The organism is Microbacterium sp. FW305-3-2-15-F-LB2, assembly GCF_058787255.1.
Map to the genome: position 1 here is coordinate 2,926,587 of NZ_JBYSZO010000001.1, position 21,242 is coordinate 2,947,828.

General features: G+C 68.8%; 13 protein-coding genes. 6 read left to right on the forward strand and 7 right to left on the reverse strand.

Going from position 1 to position 21,242, the window contains the following annotated elements:
* The first annotated feature begins 104 nt into the window (after positions 1–104).
* On the forward strand, positions 105–1,631 hold the full coding sequence (gene citH / locus AC3WLZ_RS14195) for a citrate transporter CitH (protein WP_492470474.1): 1,527 nt from the start codon (positions 105–107) through the stop codon (positions 1,629–1,631).
* Positions 1,632–1,791: 160 nt separating this feature from the next.
* Here citH and AC3WLZ_RS14200 read toward each other — a convergent pair whose 3' ends face one another.
* A complete protein-coding gene (locus AC3WLZ_RS14200; protein ID WP_412925557.1) occupies positions 1,792–3,543 on the reverse strand; it encodes an amylo-alpha-1,6-glucosidase in 1,752 nt (583 codons plus the stop codon).
* A 177-nt stretch (positions 3,544–3,720) separates the two neighbouring features.
* On the opposite strand from AC3WLZ_RS14200, the gene AC3WLZ_RS14205 reads away from it, so the two are divergent.
* From AC3WLZ_RS14205 to AC3WLZ_RS14225, 5 genes are all read left to right on the forward strand, one after another.
* Entirely contained in the window at positions 3,721–4,743 is a 1,023-nt protein-coding gene (locus AC3WLZ_RS14205; RefSeq protein WP_412925558.1) for a LacI family DNA-binding transcriptional regulator, read from the forward strand.
* Positions 4,744–4,789: 46 nt separating this feature from the next.
* A complete protein-coding gene (locus AC3WLZ_RS14210) occupies positions 4,790–6,052 on the forward strand; it encodes a sugar ABC transporter substrate-binding protein (RefSeq protein WP_412925559.1) in 1,263 nt (420 codons plus the stop codon).
* A 65-nt stretch (positions 6,053–6,117) separates the two neighbouring features.
* A complete protein-coding gene (locus AC3WLZ_RS14215) occupies positions 6,118–7,089 on the forward strand; it encodes a carbohydrate ABC transporter permease (protein ID WP_412925560.1) in 972 nt (323 codons plus the stop codon).
* A complete protein-coding gene (locus AC3WLZ_RS14220; RefSeq protein WP_492470475.1) occupies positions 7,086–7,904 on the forward strand; it encodes a carbohydrate ABC transporter permease in 819 nt (272 codons plus the stop codon). The genes AC3WLZ_RS14215 and AC3WLZ_RS14220 overlap by 4 nt, the downstream gene beginning before the upstream one ends.
* 3 nt (positions 7,905–7,907) lie before the next feature.
* A complete protein-coding gene (locus tag AC3WLZ_RS14225; protein ID WP_492470476.1) occupies positions 7,908–9,851 on the forward strand; it encodes a glycoside hydrolase family 127 protein in 1,944 nt (647 codons plus the stop codon).
* Positions 9,852–10,111: 260 nt separating this feature from the next.
* On the opposite strand, the gene AC3WLZ_RS14230 is transcribed toward AC3WLZ_RS14225, so the two are convergent.
* From AC3WLZ_RS14230 to AC3WLZ_RS14255, 6 genes are all read right to left on the reverse strand, one after another.
* On the reverse strand, positions 10,112–14,617 hold the full coding sequence (locus AC3WLZ_RS14230; protein WP_492470477.1) for a family 43 glycosylhydrolase: 4,506 nt from the start codon (positions 14,615–14,617) through the stop codon (positions 10,112–10,114).
* Positions 14,618–14,953: 336 nt separating this feature from the next.
* Entirely contained in the window at positions 14,954–15,967 is a 1,014-nt protein-coding gene (locus AC3WLZ_RS14235) for a LacI family DNA-binding transcriptional regulator (RefSeq protein ID WP_412925564.1), read from the reverse strand.
* Positions 15,960–17,495 carry a sugar ABC transporter ATP-binding protein gene (locus AC3WLZ_RS14240; RefSeq protein ID WP_492470478.1) on the reverse strand — a complete coding sequence of 512 codons (1,536 nt, stop codon included), beginning with the start codon at positions 17,493–17,495 and terminating at the stop codon, positions 15,960–15,962. Before AC3WLZ_RS14240 ends, AC3WLZ_RS14235 begins: the two co-directional genes overlap by 8 nt.
* A 54-nt stretch (positions 17,496–17,549) precedes the next feature.
* Entirely contained in the window at positions 17,550–18,560 is a 1,011-nt protein-coding gene (locus AC3WLZ_RS14245; protein ID WP_492470479.1) for an ABC transporter permease subunit, read from the reverse strand.
* A complete protein-coding gene (locus tag AC3WLZ_RS14250) occupies positions 18,560–19,603 on the reverse strand; it encodes an ABC transporter permease (RefSeq protein WP_492470480.1) in 1,044 nt (347 codons plus the stop codon). Before AC3WLZ_RS14250 ends, AC3WLZ_RS14245 begins: the two co-directional genes overlap by 1 nt.
* Entirely contained in the window at positions 19,600–21,150 is a 1,551-nt protein-coding gene (locus AC3WLZ_RS14255; protein ID WP_492470481.1) for a sugar ABC transporter ATP-binding protein, read from the reverse strand. Before AC3WLZ_RS14255 ends, AC3WLZ_RS14250 begins: the two co-directional genes overlap by 4 nt.
* Positions 21,151–21,242: the final 92 nt, after the last annotated feature.

A 21,242-nucleotide genomic window follows, 5' to 3' on the forward strand; every position in this document is an offset into this window, starting at 1 on the left:
CAACGTCGCTCAATGCGAGCAAGCGCGCGCTGCGGCACCCGGATCCGTAGCCTCGCCCCATCCCCGGCGCGGAGCGTGCCGGCATCCACGACGAAGGAGTCGCGATGACCCCCCACATCCTCCTGGCCGAAGCGGCCGACTACGCCGTGGCGTACACGCCCGCCGACGGCGTGCTCGTGGCCCTCGGCTTCCTCATGGTGCTGTCGTTCATGGCGCTGATCATGACGCGGCGCCTGACCCCGATGGTCGCGCTCATCGTCGTCCCGACGATCTTCGGCCTCATCGCCGGCGCCGGGTTCGGCATCGGCGACATGGTCATCGACGCGATCGGCAAGCTGGCCCCGACGGCGGCGCTGCTGATGTTCGCGATCATGTACTTCGGCATCATGATCGACGTCGGGCTGTTCGACCCCCTCATCCGCGTCATCACGCGCGTGCTCGGCGACGACCCGGCCAAGATCGTGCTGGGCACGGCGATCCTCGCCGGCGCGGTGTCGCTGGACGGCGACGGCTCGACGACCTTCATCATCACGACCTCGGCGATGCTGCCCCTGTACCTGCGGCTGGGGATGAGTCCCGTCGTCCTCACGTGCGTCGCGGGCCTCATGAACGGCACGCTGAACATCGTGCCGTGGGGCGGGCCGACCGTCCGAGCCGCCGCGGCCCTCGGCCTGCAGCCCACCGACGTCTTCGTCCCGATGGTGCCGTCGCTACTCGCGGGCCTCGTCGTCGCCCTCGCCTTCGCGTGGTTCCTCGGCCTGGCCGAGCGCAAGCGCCTCGCGGGATCCGTCGACACCTCGCGGCTCGACGCCCCCGGCGGATTCGGCCGCCTCGGTGCGCCGAAGCTGTTCCGCGGCGCCGAGCCGAAGCCCGGCGCCGTCGCGTCGCTGCGCACGGGGAACATCGTCACCGTCCGCGGCGGCCGGAGCGCCGTCGCCGCCCCCGAGCTCGTCGACGCCGCGGACACCGCGATGGCCGACACGATGCTCGACCCGAACCGCGCGACCCTGCGCCCGAAGCTCATCTGGATCAACCTCGCCCTGACCGTCGCCGTGATGGTACTGCTGGTGATGGACGTGGTGCCCCTCGCCTTCGTGTTCATGGTCGGAGCCGCGCTCGCGCTCATCGTGAACTTCCCGAAGCTCCGCTCGCAGGCCGACGAGATCGTCGCCCACGCACCGAGTATCGTCGGCGTCGTCTCGATGGTCCTCGCCGCCGGCGTCCTGGTGGGAGTGCTCAACGGCACCGGAATGGTCACCGCGATGGCCGACTGGATCACGCAGATCATCCCGTCGTCGCTGGGACCGTTCCTCGCCGTCATCACCGGCGTGCTGTCGATCCCGTTCACGTTCTTCATGTCGAACGACGCGTTCTATTTCGGCATCCTCCCGGTGCTCGCCGAGAGCGCCGCGAACTACGGGATCACGCCGGTCGAGATGGCACGTGCGTCGATCACCGGCCAACCGGTCCACCTGCAGAGCCCGCTGGTGCCCGCGATCCTGCTGCTCGTCTCGCTCGCGGGCGTCAACCTCGGCGACCACCACAAGAAGGTCCTGTGGCGCGCGACGATCGTCTCGCTCGTGATGCTGGCGGTCGGCGTGCTCGTGGGGGCCGTGCCGCTGCTGGGTTGAGGCCGCACGGCAACGGGGCTGAGGCCGCACGGCAGCCTCGATAAACGCCCACTGCATTGAGAAACGCGGTCTCCCAGCGTTTCTCGGTGCAGCGGGCGTTTATCGGTGGCCCGGGGCGGGAGGGGCGGGCCGGAGTCGGGATCCGGCCCGCCTCTCGCTCTCAGGCCTTCAGGTCGCCGCGTCGCGCCGCGTCGCGCACGAGGATGAGGTAGACGGCGGCGGTCCAGGTGTACGCGCGATCGCGAAGCCCCTCACCCGTCTGCGCATCGAAGTTCTCGGCAAAGCCGCCCCGCTCGCACAGACGGCGGAACCGCGCGCTGATGTCGTCGGCCAGCGCCGCCTGACCCGAGCGTCGCAGACCGTCTTCGAGAAGCATCGTCGACGGAGCCCAGATGGGGCCTCGCCAGTAGCCGTCATCCTCGTAGTACGGGCTGTCGGGGCGCTCGGTGGCGGGCCCCCATTCCGTCAAGAACACGTCGACGGCGCGGGCGAGCGCCTCCGTCGCTGCGAGGGGGAGACGATCTCCCGCGACAATGACGAGCAGCGGAAGCAGGCTGCTACGTCCGACGTCGAGTCCGTCCACGACGGCCCGCGCGACATAGCCGTCCCCACGCCACAGCTCTTCCAGGGCCGCACCGATGCGCGCGCGCTCCGCGCGCCAGGGCTGAGGGTCGTCGTCGATCTCATCGGCGAGCGTAGCGAGCTCGTCGAGCTGGATCATCAAGACCGCCGCCAACTCGGGCGACTCGATCAGCCGCGTCCGATCGAACACCGTCGCGTTGTCCCAGCCGCTGTCGTTGCCGTGCTGGTAGTGAGCGAGCGCCCGTCCGTGCACCCGCCGCTCCTGCAGCCAGAAACGAGTCCAGCGAGCGAGCTTGTCGTAAACATCCCGCTTCTCGGTGTCCGAGAGGATCATGCCCTCGTCTTTCAGACGGCCCAGAGCCCACCCGTGGATCGGCGGTTTGACGAAGTTGTACAGCCGTTCCGAGTGCGCCACGGAGTCGGGGAGCGCGCCCGTGGGGTCCTGATTGTCGAAGGGCACCAGGAACTGGTCGAGGGCGAGATCCCGTTCTCCGGGTGCCAGGGCGATCGCGGTGAAGCAGTGGTCCCAGCTCCATACTTTGTCCATCCAGTGCTTGGACATCAGGACGGCTTCTCGTCGGAAGAAGCCCGCGGGCGAGACGGTCGCCGACCAGAGGACGTACGCAGCCAGCAACGAGGCCTCCCGGGTCGCAGACGGCAGGCCGGCGTCCGTGCTCCACGGCGCCACTCGTGCGGCGAAACTTCGGAACTCGTCGGCGACCGCCGCGACGCAGTCGTCGAACGAGAGGGATGTCGCGAACGGAGGGCGCGAGCTCTCGAACTCCTCGATGGCGATCTCCCACCCGCTCTCGCCCGCTCGTCCCGTCACCGTGACCGACCTCTCGGCGACACCGAGGACCTCGGCCCCCTCGATGCGTAGATCACCGCGCAAGACGGAGATGCGGTAACGGCATCCGGTCTCGTACGACGTGAACACCGCCGCACCGTCGCGGGGATCGACGTAGAGGTAGATGCCGGTGAAGGGGGTCAGCTGTGCAGCGACCTCGGTGAGTCGGAGAGCCGAACCGGCATCGCCGCGCAGCCGAACGGTGTCATTGCCGGCGAACACCGCCTCCACGCCGGCGAGGTCGCAGGTCCAGCGAAGGACCGAGGCATCCGCCGTTGTCGCCCATGCGCCACCCCCGCGACGCACGTCGGACCGGAGCTGGGGCTCCAGGGCGAGCACGGCGTGCATCCCGGTCCGATGCGAGACCAGGTGCACGTCGTCGACCGTCCGATGCGCCGCGACGACCGGGGACAGATCGAGCCACGAACCGCGTCGGCTGAACGGAACGTGCCGCAGGTCGAAGGAAGGGATGGCGCTCGTCATCGAGGACTCCGAATCGATTGTGGTTTCTTCTTGCGCAGGAGATGACCTCATTGTACTGTCGAACCGGTTCGAATCGAACCAGTTCGACACGGCGAAGACGACGGCGAGCGGGGACACTCGGTGGTACCACCGAAAATCCCGCCGGACACCGAAGCCCGGCAGAGAAAGGACAGCGACATGGTCAACATCGGCGACGTGGCGCGGGCTGCCGGCGTCTCTCGCAGCACGGCCTCCTATGCACTCTCAGGGAAGCGCACGATCTCGCCCGCCGTGCGGGAGAACGTGGAACGCGCGGTACGCGAACTCGGCTACACCCCCAATGCCGGTGCACGTGCGCTGGCGACGTCGCGCACGAACGTGCTCGCTCTGCTCGGACAGTTCTTCGACGACGAGTTCGCCCCCGCCATGCTGCAGTACATCCTCGGCATCACCAACCGAGCCCGGGAGCTCGGGTTCGACACCCTCCTCGTCACGGAGAGCGACGGAGTGGGGGCGCTCTCCCGCATCGCCGCTTCACGCATGGTCGACGGGTTCGTCCTGCTCAACGTCGCCGAGTTCGACGAGCGCCTCGACGCACTGCGCTCGGTCGCCCAGCCCGGCGCTCTGGTCGGATTGCCCGGAGACCCCAGCGGAGTGGATGCGTTCGATCTCGACTTCGACGCGGCCGGACGTCTGATGGTCGACCGCCTGCACGAGATGGGTCACCGCGAGCTCACCCTGGTATCCCAGCCCGAACACGTCGTGGAGCGCGGGGGTGCCTACGTCTGGCGTCTCGCCGACGCGGCCCGGGCGCGGGCGGAGCGACACGGGATCCGGCTCCACCACATCTTCGGGTCGTCGCACCAGCCCGACATCGGTCGGGACCTCCACGCCGTTCTGGACGCGCACCCCGACGCGACCGGCCTTCTGCTCAACAACGAAGCCGCCGCTGCCGCCCTGCCCTCGGTGCTCGCTTCCCGCGGTCTGAGTTCTCCGACCGATCTCTCCGTGATCGGGCGCTACTCCGACGAATTCGCCCGCACGTTCTCGTTGCCCTACAGCGCCATCGACAGCGCAGCCGATCTTCTGGGTCGCCGCGCCGTCGAACACCTCGTTTCCCGTGTGCACTCCCCCACGCCCACGGACACCCACGTCGTCGACCTGATCGCGCCCGTCATCGATGACCGCGGCAGCATTGCCGCACCCCCACCCCGCCGCTGAGGCGAACCCACACAGCGCTCACCCGAGCATGTTCGAGGAGGAACACATGAACACCAAGGTCCTGCGCATCGCCGCGGCCCTGGCTACGGCGACCGTCGCCGTCGGCGCCCTGGCCGGATGCTCCGGCGGCACCGCCGGAGGCGATTCCACCGGTGACGCGGCAAGCGGCACGTACACCTGGTGGGACCCGTACCCGCAGCACGCGGAGGATTCCGACTGGGCCAAGCGCGTCCAGGATTGCGGCACCGAGGCCGGTGTGACGATCCAGCGCACCGCCTACGACACCACCGCTCTGACCAACCAGGCGTTGCTGTCCGCTCAGGACGGCACCTCGCCCGACGTCATCCTCATCGACAACCCCGCCGTTTCCACCCTCGCCGACACCGGCATGCTCTCGACCACGGAGGAACTGGGGCTGGACACGTCGAAGATCGACGAGAACCTCCTCGCCGCGGGCGTCCTGGACGGCAAGACCTACGGGATCCCGATCGGTGCGAACACACTCGCGCTCTACTACAACGCCGACGTGCTCTCCGCGGCCGGAGTCGACCCCTCCTCGGTCACGGACTGGGCGTCCCTCGACGCCGCCCTGGCCAAGGTCGCCGCCGCGGGCAAGAAGGGCATCACCTTCTCGGGCATCAACACCGAAGAGGGATCCTTCCAGTTCCTCCCCTGGTTCTGGGGTGCCGGCGCTGACCTGACCGACCTCTCCTCGCCGGAGGCCGTCGAGGCCGTGACCTTGTGGAAGAACTGGCTCGACAAGGGGTACGCGCCCAACTCGGTCATCACGAACTCGCAGAACACCGTGTGGGAGGAGTTCCTCACCGGCGACTTCGGCTTCGCCGAAAACGGCACGTGGCAGGTCAACAGCGCCGCCAAGGCTCCGTTCAAGACCGGCGTGATCGAGCTCCCCGCCAAGGACGGCGGGGCCGCCCCTGCTCCCACCGGCGGCGAGTTCATCGTCGCACCGGTACAGAAGGACACCGCGCGCTACGAGACCACGCGCAAGATCATCGAATGCATGACGACGCCCGAGGGCTTCGTCGACACGGCTAACACCTTCGCCTACTACATCCCGCCGACCGAGGAGGGTCAGAAGCAGCTTCTGACCGAACACCCGGATCTGAAGACGTGGGTGTCCGCTGTGCAGGCGGCGAAGGGTCGCACCAGCGACAACCTCGGGACGAAGTACCCGCTGATCTCCGAGCAGCTGTGGACCGCCGTTCAGAACGTCCTCTCCGGCGCGCAGTCGCCCGAGCAGGCCCTCGACGCCGCGCAGACGGCGGCCAAGTCGGCGACCAGCAAGTAGAGGCACCCGTCGGCATCCGGGGGAGCGGCGACGTTCCCCCGGATGCCCCATCGAAAGAAGTCCCCATGTCCTTCTCGGCCCTTCGTGAGCGCCCCCGCGCGGCCGACGACACCGTCGCCGTGACCGTCCCCCCTGCGCGTCGCCGCCGCGCGCATCGCGACGGGTCGCCCTGGGTGGCGGCCGCATTCGCCGCTCCCCTCGTGATCTACCTCGTCGTGTTCTACCTGTGGCCGCTCGTGCGCAGCATCGACCTGAGCATCCACGACTACACGGTCCGGGCTTTCGTGCAGGGCGACGCCGCCTTCGTCGGCCTGGACAACTACCTTGCGGTCATCTCGTCGCCCACCTTCGGGCCGGCCCTGGCCAACACCGCGGTCTTCGTCGTGGTCTCGCTCCTCTTCCAATATGCGATCGGTCTCGGTCTGGCCGTCTTCTTCCGTTCGCACTTCCCTCTCAGCGGGATCCTCCGCGGACTCTTCCTCGTCCCGTGGCTGCTCCCCCTGATCGTGTCGGGATCGACCTGGTCGTGGATGCTGAACAGCGACAACGGCCTCGTCAACTCTTTCCTCGAGGCCTTCGGCATCGGGCAGATCAACTGGCTGACCTCCCCGGACACGGCGATGACTGCCGTGGTCATCGCCAACATCTGGCTCGGCATCCCCTTCAACCTCGTGATCCTGTACTCCGGTCTGCAGAACATCCCGACCGAGCTCTACGAAGCGGCCTCCCTCGACGGGGCCGGACCCTGGCGGCAGTTCCGCAGCATCACCTTCCCCTTGTTGCGCCCCGTTTCGGCGATCACGCTCCTCCTCGGACTCGTCTACACCCTCAAAGTCGTCGACATCATCTGGATCATGACGCGGGGCGGTCCCGCGGACGCGACCACGACGCTCGCCATCTGGTCGTACCGCGAGGCGTTCGGCACCGGCCAGCCCGATCTGTCGCCCGCAGCCGCTGTCGGCAACATCCTCATCGTCATTGCCCTCGTCTTCGGGTTCGTCTACCTGAGGGCCCAGCGTCGCCAGGAGAACTCATGACCACCCACCGCGCGTGGTGGAAGACGGGCCTCGGCCTGCTCTTCACCGCTCTCATGCTCTTCCCTGTCTATTGGATGCTCAACGTGTCGTTCACCAAGACGAGCGACTTGCGCGACAGCCCGCCCCACGTCTTCCCCTTCGATCCGACCGTCGAGGGCTACACCGCCGTGCTCAGCCAGCAGCTGCCCAATCTCGGCACGAGTCTGATCATCGGCCTCGGCTGCGTGCTGGTCACGATCGTGCTCGCCGCCCCAGCTGCCTACGCGATCGCCCTGCTCAATCTGCGGGGCGGACGCACGCTGAACTTCGTGCTCCTGGTGGCGCAGATGATCCCCGCTGTCGTGATGGCGATGGGCTTCTACGCCATCTACGCGCGCGCGGGTCTGCTCAACAGCGTGCCGGGGCTCATCCTCGCTGATTCCACCGTGGCCGTGCCGTTCGGAGTGCTGCTGTTCACCGCGTTCATGGGTGGTCTCCCGCGAGAGCTTCTCCAGGCGGCACGCATCGACGGCGCCGGCTCCTGGCGCACGTTCATGTCGGTCGTCCTACCGCTGAGCCGCAATTCCGTGCTGACAGTCGCCCTGTTCTCGTTCTTGTGGGCGTGGTCGGACTTCATCTTCGCCTCGACCCTGGCCCGCAACTCCGCGCTGAAGCCCATCACCCTGGGCATCTACGCCTACATCGGCAACAACACCACGCAGTGGAACGCCATCATGGCCACCGCCGCCGTGGCATCCATCCCCGCGGCGATCCTTCTCGTCGTCGCCCAGCGCTATGTAGCCGCCGGCGTGACCGCTGGCGCCGTGAAGGACTGATCCGTGGTTCTCGAACGCCCCCTGATCCCCACCGGACGGGACAGTCAGGCGGTCCCCGTCGTCCCCGCGAGCGCGCGTGTCCGAGGCGCCGGCGTCCGAACCGTCCGCCTCGACCCCGAGGGATTCTGGGGGCGGAGGCAGGTGGTCAATGCCGAAGCGACCCTCGCACACTGTCTCGACTGGATGGAACGGTTGGGGTGGCTCGCAAACTTCGACCGCATCGCCCGGGGCGAAGAGCTTGCGGGCCGTAGCGGATGGGTCTTCTCGGACTCTGAGATCTACAAGCTCCTGGAAGCGATGGCCTGGGAACTGGAACGCAAGCCGAACAACGCCCTCGAAGCGATCTTCGCCTCGCTGGTCGAGCGGATCGCGCGCGCACAGGATGAGGACGGCTACCTCGGCACCGCCTTCGGACACACCGGCCAGCCGACACGGTACAGCGACCTGTCCATGGGACACGAGCTGTACAACATGGGTCATCTGTTGCAGGCCGCCGTCGCGCGCGCCCGCACCGGTCACCCCGACGATCCGATCGTCACCGTGGCGCGCCGCGCCGCGGACCACATTTGTCGGGAATTCGGCGACGGCGCACGCGACGGCGTGTGCGGCCATCCCGAGATCGAGGTGGCGCTCGCCGAAGCGGGGCGCGCGTTCGGCGAGCGTCGCTACCTGGATCAGGCGCGCCTTTTCGTGCAACGACGGGGGCAGGGAACTCTGGCCGTGCCCCCGCTGCAGTCCCCGGAGTATTTTCAGGATGACGTTCCCGTGCGCGACGCGGATGTCCTGCGCGGCCACGCGGTCCGCGCCCTCTACCTGTCCGCGGGTGCCGTCGATGTCGCGGTCGACACCGGCGACGCCGTCCTTCTCTCGGCACTCGAGCGGCAATGGGAGAACACCGTCGCGCGGCGGACCTTCCTGACCGGGGGGATGGGTTCGCGCCACCAGGACGAGGGGTTTGGCGATGACTGGGAGCTGCCCGCGGATCGCGCCTACTGCGAGACCTGCGCGGGAGTGGCCTCCATCATGTTCGCGTGGCGCCTGTTCCTGCAGACCGGGGATGTGCGTTACCCCGACCTCATCGAACGGACCCTTTACAACGTGGTCGCCACCTCGCCCAGCGCTGACGGGCGGGCCTTCTTCTACGCCAACCCGCTCCACCAGCGCATCGCGGGATCGCCGGCGGAGGACGGTGTCAACACTCGCGCGGAAGGCGGCGTGCGAGCGCCCTGGTTCGAGGTCTCGTGCTGCCCCACGAATGTCGCCCGTACCCTGGCCTCACTCGCGGCGTACACCGCCGCGTGGGATGACGACGGCATTCTCCTCCTGCAATACGCGGCGGGCATTCTGGAGAGCGGTGGGTGGCGTCTGATCGTGGACACCCGGTTCCCCGACGACGCGCGCGTGACGATCACCGTCGAGGAGGCTCCCGCCGACGCGGCTCGTCTCAGATTGCGGATCCCGGAATGGGCTCTCGGGGCCTCGGTCACTGTCTCCGGGGACGCGGCCCGCCCGGCCGCACCGGGATGGTTCGACGTGACCGTGGTCGAGCCGGGCACGGTCGTGACGATGACGTTTCCTTCACAGCCCCGGCTGGTGTTCCCGGACGAGCGGATCGACAGCGTGCGGGGGGCGGTGGCGATCGAGCGGGGCCCGCTCGTGCTGTGTCTCGAGTCGATCGACCTTCCCGAGGGAGTGGCGATCGAGGACATCCGGTTGCTCCCCCGCATTCCGGAAGCGCACGAGGACGGCGCACGGGCGTCGGCGATCGCTGTCGAGCTCGGCATTCCCACCGGGCTCCTCCCCTACGCCGCCCAACCCGTCGCTCACCGGGCGGGGCGGCCGCTGGAGGTGACCTTCATCCCCTACCACCGTTGGGCGGAGAGGGGCCCCTCTCAGATGCGGGTGTTCATTCCCCTCGCGCCCCCGGAGACGTCGACCGCGCGCTGAGAGGCCCCTCGATGGGCCCGGCCGCCGGCTGAGCGGGCCGCCGGGCCGATCTCGGGTGGTCACGCGACGGACTCCCCCCAGCTGCGCGGGCGACGGGGCGGACGCAGCACCAGGCGTGAACCGCCCGGGGGAAGCCGCGCTGCGACGCGAAGCGCCGTTCCGAACGTCCCGGAGCGGTACGGCGCCACGGACGCCGGGAGCACGGAGAGGACCCCGGATGCCAGGCATCCGGGGTCCTTTCCGGTCGGACGGACCTCCGATCAGGCCTCCGTGCGGCGCGGACGACGCATCGTCCACACCACCCCTCCCGCGACGAGGAAAAACCCTGCCAGCAGGGCCCCGCCGAGCGGCGCCTGCGCACCGGTCGCGGCGAGCTGCCCGGCCGCGACCACCGTGATCGGCACCGTGCGGATCACCGAGCCGTCGGCACCGTAGACGACGATCGAGTGCGCACCCGCGGCGAGGTTGCCCGGGATCTGCACGTCGAACGTGACGCGGCCGTTCGCGTCGGCGGCGGGGACGCCGGCGATGCGGATCGGGTCGCTGCGGAGCTCCGCCGTGACCTGCTCACCGGCGCCGAGACCCGTGACCGTGACGCGCACGATGCCCCCGCGCTCGACCGTGGTGGCCGAGACCGACACCGACGGAGCGGCACCCGGGGTCGTCGTGGGCGAGGCCGTCGGCGTCGGGGTGGCCGTGGGCTCGCCCGTCGGCTCCGGCGTCGCGGTCGGCTCCGGCGTCACGGTCGGCGTGGGCGTCGCGGTCGGCGTGGGCGACACCGTCGGCGTCGACGTGGGGGTCGGCGTCGGCGTCGGTTCAGTGGTGTCCGGGACCTCTCGCGGAGCGACGCTCGAGAGCGTCGGCTTCACGGTCTGGAACAGCCCGTCCTCCCCCACCTCGAGGCGATCGATCGTCGTCTCGCGGTTGGTTCCGCCACCGCCCGGGATCGCGAACCGGTGGTACGCGATGTACCACTCGTCCGTGCCCGGCACGTTGATGATCGAGCTGTGCCCCGTGCCGAGGATGCCCTGCGAGGCATCCTTCGACAGGATCACACCGCGGTACGTCCACGGACCGTCGATGCTCGTCGATGTGGCGTAGCCGACGCGGTAGTCGGCCGAACCGGTGTCGTCGATCGAGTACGTCAGGTGGTAAAGACCGTCGCGGTAGTTGACGAACGAGCCCTCGCGGAAGTCGTTCAGACCCGAGATCGGCCTGATCGTGCCCGCCTTGATGCTCTTCATGTCCTCGGAGAGCTCGCCGTAGACCGGGTTGCCGTTGCCCCAGAACAGGTAGTACTTCCCCGTCTTCGGGTCGTGGAACGCCGCCGGGTCGATCGCCTGTCCGCTGTGGACGCTCTCCGCGTTGGTGATCATCGGCTGCGCCTCCGCGGTGAACGGCCCCTCGGGGCTGTCGGCCACGGCGACGCCGATCTCCTTGCGGTCGTCCTTCGGGTTGTGGCCGCTGAAGTAGAAGTAGTACTTCCGGCCCTTCTCGATGATCGTCGGAGCCCACGCGTTGCCGGTGGCCCACGGGACGTTGCCGTCGGCGCCGTTCAGGGTCAGGAAGGGCGTGTCCGAACGCGTCCAGTCGACGAGGTTCTTCGACGTCCAGACGTAGAACGTGTTGCCTCCCCATCCGGGTACGCCGTCGGTCGTGGCGTAGATGTAGTACGTGTCGCCGAACACCGCGATGTTCGGGTCGGCGTACAGGCCCGGGAGCACCGGGCTCTTCATCTCGACGGCCTTCAGCGTCCAGACCACGTCGGACTGGCCCTCCGTCTTCAGCGTGACCGTGACCGGCGTGCTGAGGTTGCGCACCGTTCCCGACTCGGGGGTGGCCGTCGTCCCGGGCGCCGTCGCGAACGTCGGACGCAGGGTCGTCAGATCGGTCCCCGGCACGACGGGGAAGACCACCGTCCGGTTCTCGGCGTCGACGATCGGAGCGACCTTGAGCGCGGCGGCATCCTGCAGGCTCACGTTCGTGAGGATGCCGGGATTCTGGGCGGCGACCTCGTCGGGGCTCAACGCGCGGTTGTAGAGCGCGAACTCGCGCATCTGACCACGGAAGAGGTTGTCGTCGTTGTACACCGACTTCCCGAGGTAGTTCGCCAGGGTCTTGCCCCCGCCGATGTCCCCGGGGCGGACCGTCACGTTGGTGTTCTCGGCGACCTTCTGACCGTCGAGGTATGCCCGGGCGGTGTTGCCGCTCAGCGTGTAGGTCAGGTGCACCCAGCGGTCGCGGGGCAGCGCGCTGGCGGTGGCGGCGTTCTGCTCGCCGGTCCAGTTGCCCGTGGTGAGCGCACCGCGGTACTGGCCGTCACCGGTCGAGAAGAGGTAGCCGTTGCCCTTGCCGTCACCACCCGTGTTGCCGAAGGCGTACAGGAAGTACGGGTTCTTCTGCGCCGGATCGATGCGCAGTTCGGTGTCGACCGTGAAGTCGGTGACCCCGGCCAGCATGTCGTCCGGCAGGTCGACGTAGTCGTTGCTGCCGTCGAAGATCAGCGCGTCGTCGGAGAACGTCGCCCCGCCCTGGATCTGCGCGTCGCGGCCCGCACCGGAGCGGTCGTGCAGCGTCGCGCCCGACCCGTCGGTGAAGTCGTACCGCAGCACCTCGCCCTTCGCGTTGGCCGTGACCGGGGTCACGGTCGGCTCGGTCGGGATGTTCTTGCGGAGCGCCGCGAGCTCCTCGGCGGTCACGGGTATGACGGTTCCGTGGCGAGGGCTGCTCGGCAGCGTGTAGCTCGCGGGGACCTGCCAGTTCGGGTCGGCGATGTCGGTGGTGGCCAGCGGGATGTACCCGCGCCCGCCGTACTCGTCGACGAACAGGTAGTACTTGTCGCCGTTGACGTCACCCGGGTTGGACTTGAAGATGCTCGGGCCTTCGACCGCACCCGTGCCGGCGTTCTTGCCGATGCACGACGTGACCTGCGTCCAGTCCTTGAGCGGGGCGGTCAAGACCGGCGAACTCTCCTGGATGATGTCGCTGCACCCGGTGGTCCCGGCGCCCTCGTCCTTCGTGAAGCGCTGGTAGACGCCGTTCGCCTTGATGACGGTCGAGTCGATGCGAGAGATCCCGCCCTGCCAGACCTGGGGCTGGCTGAAGGTGACGAAGTCGCGCGTCGTGGCGTACATCATGCTGTTCGGCACGTTCGCGGTGTGGCCGGGGTCGTCCTCGGGGTAGATCTTCGACGCCCAGAACACCACGTACTCCCCGAGGCCCTCGTCGTAGTACGCCTCCGGCGCCCAGGTGTTGCCCGCGGTGTCGGGCGAGACCCGCACGTGACGCTGATCGCTCCAGTTCACGAGGTCGTGGGACTCCCAGACCTCGATGTACTTCGAACCCACCGTCTGCGAGTCGCCCCAAGAGGTGCCGCCGCCGATCGAGAGGTCGGTCGCGATGAGGTAGAACGTGTCGCCCTCGGGAGAGCGGATGATGAACGGGTCACGCAGGCCCTTCTCCCCGTAGCTCGAGGTGAGGACGGGCTTCCCGCCGTTGAGCTCGGTCCACGACAGCGCGTTGTTGCCGTTGCTCGCGGCGAAGTAGATGTTCTCGCCCTCGATGGTGTTGCCCGTGAAGTAGGCGAACGTGTAGCCCTCGAAGGCCCCGAGGTGCACGGCCTTGCGCACGTTCACGGCGATGTCGCGCGTCTTCGTGACCGAGCCCCTCGTCACGGATGCCGTGAGGGTGACGGTCGTGTCCGCCTCCTGGCGCGAGACGACGCCCGTCGTGGACACCACGGCGGGGTTCGAGCTCGCCCACGTGACGGCCAGACCGTCCGAGGTCGTCGGCAGCGTCAGGTTGCCACGGGCGTCAGCGGCATTGACCACCGTGATCCCGTCGAGCGCCTTCTGCGCCGCGCCGGCGTCGTCGGGGATGGCGAGGACCGTCGCGGTGACGGCGGCCGTCGTCGTGGCGGATCCGCGCGTCAGGGTGGCCGTCAACGTGACCTCGGCATCCGGCTGTCCGGCCGCGGGACGCGTGACGGCGCCCGTGTCCGACACGACCGCGGAGTCGGAGGACGCCCACGCGATGGCGGAGCCGTTCACTCCCGCGGTCGGCAGGGAGATGTTCGTGGTCACGGCGCTGAGGTCACCGAGGTCGAGAGCCGCCTTGTCGCGGGCGACACGCTGCTGATCGGTGGCGACGAGCGTGGCCACCTCGTCGGCGGACAGGGCGCGGTCGTACAGGCGGAAGTCGCGGAGGCTTCCGGCGAGGCGCTTGTCGGGGGTGTAGGTCGAGCGGCCGAGGTAATTGGCCGTGGTCTTCCCGCCGCCGATCGCCCCGGGGGTGATCGTCGTGTTGGTGTTCTCGGCGACCTGGATGCCGTCGAGGTACAGACGCGAGGTCTTCTTGTCCGCGTCGAGGGTGTAGGTGAGGGTCTTCCAGACCCCGCGATCGAGGTTCGCCGACCCGCGCGTCTCCTGCTCGGTGGTCCAGTTGCCGCTGGCGATGCCGGTGCGCGCCGGGTTACCCGTGGCGAAGAGGTAGCCGTTGCCGTACCAGTCCGTGGTGTTGCCCAGACCCCAGATGAAGTAGTTGCCCGACTGTTCCGGGCGCACCAGCACGTCGGTGCTCACGGTCACCGAGGAGAGTCCCTGAAGGATGTCGTTGGGAACGCTCACATAGTCATCGGCACCATCGAGGCGGACGCCGTTGGCGCCGGTGAGCGAGGGGCTGCCGACGTAGGCGGCGTCGCGGCCGTTGCCGGAGTCGTCGTGGGCAACGGCGCCCGAGGTCTCGTCGAGCGGGTACGAAACGATCAATCCGCTCGAACTCGTTGCCGCATCTGCGGCAAACGGGACAGCAATCGGCGCCGCGACCAGCGCGGCGGCGACCGGGACGGCGAGCGTCCAGGACGGGAAGCGGCGGGGGAGCGCCGTTCGATGGAGTGTAGGCACGGGGGTGCGGGTCCTCTCGTGAATGCGACATTGCATAGGCCGTCGACGACGACGACACCCCGAATGTTAGCGCTCACACCGCGATCGACACCAGTCTGACGTGCGAATCCGCTGGAGTCAGCGGCTACGCCGGAGACCCCGACCCCCGCCCTCGGCACCGGTCATGATCACGGGGCACGGACGTCGCGGAACGCCCGGTCGTCAGGAGCGCTGCGGGGCCGAGTCGCGCACGACGAGCCGCGTCGGGAGGGGGGTGCTCTCGCTCACGGTGTCGGGCTCTTCGACCATGAGCAGAACCTTCTGCATGAGGATCTCTCCGAGGGCGGCGAAGTCCTGACGGACGGTCGTGAGGGAGGGGAAGAGGAACGGCGCCTCGGGAACGTCGTCGAAACCGACCACGCCGATGTCCTCCGGCACCCGCAACCCGCGCTCGCGGAGCGCCGACAGCACGCCGATGGCCATGTGGTCGTTCGCGACGAAGATGCCTTCACCGGGGGCGAGATCGGTCTCCGTCGCGATCCGGTATCCGCTCGCGGCCGACCAGTCGCCGTGGACGGGCGGGGTCGACTGCGCGCGGGCGGATGCGATCTCCTCGCGCCAGCCGCGCAAGCGCTCCACCGCATCGGGGTTGCGCGCGGGGCCCGCGATGTGGCGGACGGTGCTGTATCCGGATTCGAGGAGGTGGCGCACGGCGGCGCGAGCGCCGCGGTACTGGTCGATCGCCACGAGCCGCGGATGCGGCCTGCTGGTCGTCGCCGCGGCGACGATGGGCACGTCGATCTCGATCGCCTGCACCGCGGCGAGCACCTCGACGTCGACCACGATGAGCACGATGGCATCCACGCGCTGTTTGAGCAGTCCGTCGATCGCCGCGCGGACGGCCGCGACGTCGTTCTGCGGGGAGCTGATCGCGTCGACGTTGTACCGGGCGGCGCGCGCCGCGAAGTTGAAGTTGGTCGCGATCGACGAGGGCCCGTAGTCGACGGTGCCCGGCGTGACGAGGCCGATCGTGCGCGTGCGGCGCGTCACGAGGGCCCGGGCTGCGGGTGACGGGCTGTACCGCAGTTGTGCGATGGCCTGCTCGACGCGCGCCCGGGTGGCGGGGCGGACGTTGGGCATGTTGTTCAGGACACGCGACACCGTCTGGTGCGAGACGCCGGCGAGCCGGGCCACGTCGAAGATGTTGGCGGTGCGCGAGGCCTTGTCGTCAGCCATCGGAGACCTCCTCCTCCCCCGCGGCGGGCTTGGCCACGAGGGCGAGCAGGGCGTCGGAGGTGAGCTCGGCGGCCGGGACGATCTGCGCGAGCACGCCGTCGCGCATGACCGCGACCAGGTGCGCCACGCGGAGCACCTCGTCGAGCTCGGCGGAGATGTAGACGATGGCCAGACCGTTGTCGGACAGTTCCCCCACGAGGCGCTGGATCTCGGCCTTCGCGCCGACGTCGATGCCGCGCGTCGGTTCGTCCAGCACGATGACGCGGGGCGAGAGCGCGAGGAGCCGGGCCAGCAGCACCTTCTGCTGGTTGCCGCCCGAGAGGGTGGCGACGGGACGGTCGATGTCGGCGGGGCGGATGTGCAGCGCCTCCACCCAGCTCGTCGCCAGCTCGCGACGCCGCGCCGTGCTCAGACGGTGGAAGATTCCCCGCTGCGCCTGCAGGGCCAGGGTGATGTTGTCGAGGACGCTGAGATCGCCGATGATCCCCTCGGTGCGCCGGTTCTCCGACGAGTAGGCCACGCGCCGACGGATCGCCTCGCGCGGCGATCCGAGCCGCACGGCTTCACCGTCGATGCGCACCTCGCCGCTGTCCGGGTGGTCGACACCGGTCAGCGCGCGCGCCAGTTCGCTGCGGCCCGATCCCAGGAGACCTGCGACCCCGATGACCTCGCCCTCCGCGATGTCGACGTCGGCGTCGCGCAGACGAGCTCCGGATGCCAGCCCCCGCGCGCTCACGATCGACGGGCCCTCCGCAGGCCCGGGCGAACGCGTCCCGAGCGGCGCGAGGGCGTCGGCCGCAGCGCCGAGCATCTTCTCCACGAGGTCGATGCGCAGCAGCTCGCGCGTGCCGTACTCGCCCACGAGACGCCCGCCCCGCAGGACGGTGACGCGGTCGCAGATCTCGTAGACCTGGTCGAGGAAGTGCGAGACGAAGACGATCGCGATGCCCTGCGTCTTGAGATCGCGGATGACGCGAAAGAGCTCGGCGACCTCGTCGGCATCCAGGCTCGAGGTCGGTTCGTCCAGGACGAGCACCTTCACGTCGACCGAGACCGCGCGGGCGATGGCGACGAGTTGCTGGATCGCGAGCGGGTGCGTGGACAGCACCGACGACGCGTCGACGTCGACGCCGAGCGAGGCAAGGGCCTCGGTCGCGCGGTCGCGCATCGCGCGGTGATCGATCATCCCGAAGCGGCGCGGTTCTCGTCCGAGCGAGATGTTCTCGGCGACCGTCAGGTTGGGAAGGAGGTCGATCTCCTGATAGACGGTCGAGATCCCCACTGCCTGGGCGTCCGCGGGGGTCGCGAACTGCATCGGCCGACCCTCGAGGAGGATCTCCCCCTGGTCCAAGCGCAGGGCTCCGGTGATCGCCTTGATCAGGGTCGATTTGCCGGCGCCGTTCTCCCCCATGAGCGAATGGACCTCGCCGGGGCGGAGTCGGAAGTCGACGTCGGCCAGGGCCGACTCGACGCCGAAACGCACCGTCGCCCCGCGGACCTCGAGGAGGGGCGGGGCAACGGCGGACATGGGGTCAATCATGCCCGCGCGACGGTCGCCGCGCGCGCATCCTCTGCGGGCGCGTCATTTGGAAAGCGCGGACCGCGAGACGATGATCCGCTGCACCACGACGAACACCAAGAGCAACGCGCCGACGGTGATCCGCGTCCAGGACTGCTCGGCGCCCGAGAACGAGATGATCGTGCGGATCAGGCCGTAGACGAAGACGCCGATCATCGAGCCCAGCACGAACCCGCTGCCGCCGGTGAGCAGCGTCCCGCCGATGACCACCGCGGCGATCGTGTCCAGCTCCGTCCCGACACCGTTCAGCGGATAGCCCGCGCCGGAGTAGGCCGTCAGGACGATGCCCGCGAGACCCGCGCACACGCCACTGATGACGTAGACCGAGAGCTTGGCTCGCACGACGGGCAGACCCATGAGACGCGCCGACTGCTCGTTGCCGCCGACCGCGTACACGGTGCGTCCGAATCGGGTGAAGCGGAGCACGAAGGCGGCGAGCGCGACGGTCAGCAGCGCGATGATGCCTGTCGGGGTGATGTACCACCCGGCGAAGGAGAAGCGGGTGGACTGCAGCCAGAGGAGCCCCTCGTTGTCGACCTTGATCGACTGCAGGCTCACCACGAACGCCAGACCCCGGGCGAGGAACATGCCGATCAGCGAGGCGATGAAGGGCTGGACGTCGAAGAACTGCACCAGCACCCCGATGAGTAGTCCGATCGCCGCGCCGATGAGGATCATCGCCGGCACCGCGACCGCCACCGGCACGCCCTGCGAGAGGAGGCTCGCGCACAGGATGCCGGTGAAGGCCATGACCGCGCCGACAGAGAGGTCGATGCCGCCGGTGAGGATGACGAACGTCATGCCCACCGCAAGCACCAAGAGATACGCGTTGTCGAGCAGGATCGAGGAGAGGATCCGGGGAAGCTGGAAGTTCGGGAAGTAGGCCATCGACCCCGCGATCATGATCACGAGGATCGCGATCGCGGCGAAAACCGGGATCCACGAGACGTGGCGGCTGAGGAATCGGCGATACGTGGTCGCGGCGTGGCCGCGCTCGGCGGTGAGAGTGACCATCAGGACAGCACCTTTGCGTCGGGACGTCGGGAGAGGGGACGCAGGGCCGAACGGCCCGCGGTCTGGAAGAACGCGCGGAACCGGCGCGACTGCAGCAGCACGACGATCAGCACGGCCGCGGCCATGAAGACGGGGCTGACCGCCGGCGGCACGCCCAGGAAGGTGATCGTGCTCTTGAGCGTCTGGATCGTGAACACTCCGACGACCGTGCCGGCGAGGCTGAACTTGCCCCCGGCCAGCGACGTGCCGCCGAGGACCACCGCGAGGATGGCATCCAATTCGATGTAGAGGCCGGCGGCGTTGGCGTCGGCGGCCATGATGTTCGAGCTGTAGAGGATGCCGGCCATGCCCGCGAGCGTGCCGCTGGCGATGTAGGCACCCCAGATGATGCCGCGCGAACGCACGCCGGCAAGCCGGCTCGCCTCGGGGTTGATGCCGACGGCTTCGGTGAGCATGCCCAGCGCCGTTCGCCGCTCGACGATGCCGACGACGATCACCGCGGCGATCGAAACGTAGAAGGCGAACGGCAATCCCAGGACGTATCCCTGCGCCATGAACTGGTACGGGTCGCTGTTGATGGTCGTGATGAAGCCCTTGGTGATGAGCAGGGCGACACCGCGGCCGGCGAGCATGAGCACGAGCGTGGCGATGATGGGCTGGATGCCGAGCACCGAGACCAGGAAGCCGTTCCAGACGCCCAGCAGCAGCGCACTGCCCACGGCCGCCGCGATCGCGATCATGACGACACCGAGGTTTCCGGGATCGGGTGAGGCCTCGATGATCGTCAGCGCGACGGCACCCGAGACCGCCATGATCGCGCCGACCGAGAGGTCGATGCCGCGCGTGGCGATGACGAGCGTCATGCCGAGCGCGACGAGCATGAGCGGCGCGCTGTTGCGCAGGATGTCGATCAGCGACCCATAGAGCTGGCCGTTCTGCACCGTGATGCTGAGGAACGACGGCCGCGAGATCGTGTTGACGGCGATGAGCGCCACGAGCGCGGCGATCGGCCACACGAGGCGGTGCGAAAGGAACTTCTTCATGCGATCTTCTCCCGATCGGACGACGTTGTCTCGGGCTGCCCCTCGGCGATGTAGGTCACGAGGCCGTCGAGGTCGACGTCCCGGGTGGCCAGCTCGCCGATCTTACGACGGTCGCGCAGCACGGCTACGCGCTGAGCGATACGGAGGACCTCCTCCAGTTCGGAGGAGATGAACACCACCGCCAGACCCTTTTCCGCGAGCTCGGCGACCTTGCGCTGGATGTCGGCCTTCGCGCCGACGTCGATCCCTCGCGTGGGCTCGTCGAGAATGAGCAGTTCCGGCGCGGTGGCGAGCCACCGGGCGAGCAGGACCTTCTGCTGGTTGCCGCCGGAGAGGTTGCGGATGAGCGCGTTCGGGTTCGCGGGGCGCACACCGAGTGCGGTGATGTACTCGTCCACGATGGCCTGCACCTCGGCCGAGCCGAGCTTGCGGAGCGCGCCGCGGCGCGCTTGCACACCGAGGATGATGTTCTCGGCCACGGTGAGGTCGCCGACGATGCCTTCGGCGCGACGGTCCTCCGAGGAGAAGGCGATACCGCGGTCGAGGGCGTGGCGCGGTGAACCGAGGCGCGACGGGACTCCGCCGACCTCGACCTGGCCCTGGTCGGCGCGGTCGGCACCGGCGATGAGGCGGGCCAGCTCGGTCCGTCCCGAGCCCAGGAGTCCGGCGAGGCCAACGATCTCCCCGGGGAAGACATCGAGGTCGACCGGCTCCAGGGCGTTCTTTCGCGCGAGCGAAACGGCCTTCAGCACCGGCGTGCCCGAGCGATCGATCGGGCGCTCGGCGCTGGCCGAGATGGCATCCAGTTCTCCGAGCTCGCGGCCGATCATCTTCGCCACGAGCTGTTCGCGCCCGAGCTCGGCGATCGGGTATTCCCCCACGAGGGTGCCGTTGCGCAGCACGGTCAGGCGGTCGGAGATCTCGTAGATCTGGTCGAGGAAGTGCGAGACGAACAGGATGGCGACGCCGCGGTCGCGGAGACTCCGGATGACGGCGAAGAGCTGCTCGACCTCGCCGCGGTCCAGGCTCGAGGTCGGTTCGTCGAGGACGAGCACCGTCGTGTCGACGACCATCGCGCGGCTGATCGCGACCAGCTGCTGCACGGCGATGGAGTGGCTGGCGAGGACCGAGCGGGTGTCGATGTGCACCCCGAGCTCGGCGAGCGCCGTCGCTGCGGCGGCGTGGGTCGCGCGCCAGTCGACGATCCCCGCGCGACGGATCTCGTTGCCGAGCATCACGTTCTCGCCGACGGAGAGGTTCTGGCAGAGATTGACCTCTTGGTAGACGGTGGCGATGCCGGCGGATTGGGCGTCGGCGGTGGAGCGGAAGAGCCGCTCCTCGCCCTGAACGCGGATGGTGCCCGAGTCGATCCCGTAGACACCGGTGAGCGCCTTGATGAGAGTGGACTTGCCGGCGCCGTTCTCGCCCATGAGCGAGTGGACCTCACCGGGGTAGAGGGTGAAGTCCACGCCGTCGAGCGCTTTCACTCCGGGGAAGGAGATGCTGATGCCGCGCATCGCGACGACGGCAGCACGTTCGGATGTCATGCTCGATCGCTTTCTCAGAGGGTGAGCGGAGGGTGTGCGGGGCCAGGTCGGCCCCGCACACCCGTGGGGTACGGACGCGGGCGGCGTCCGCG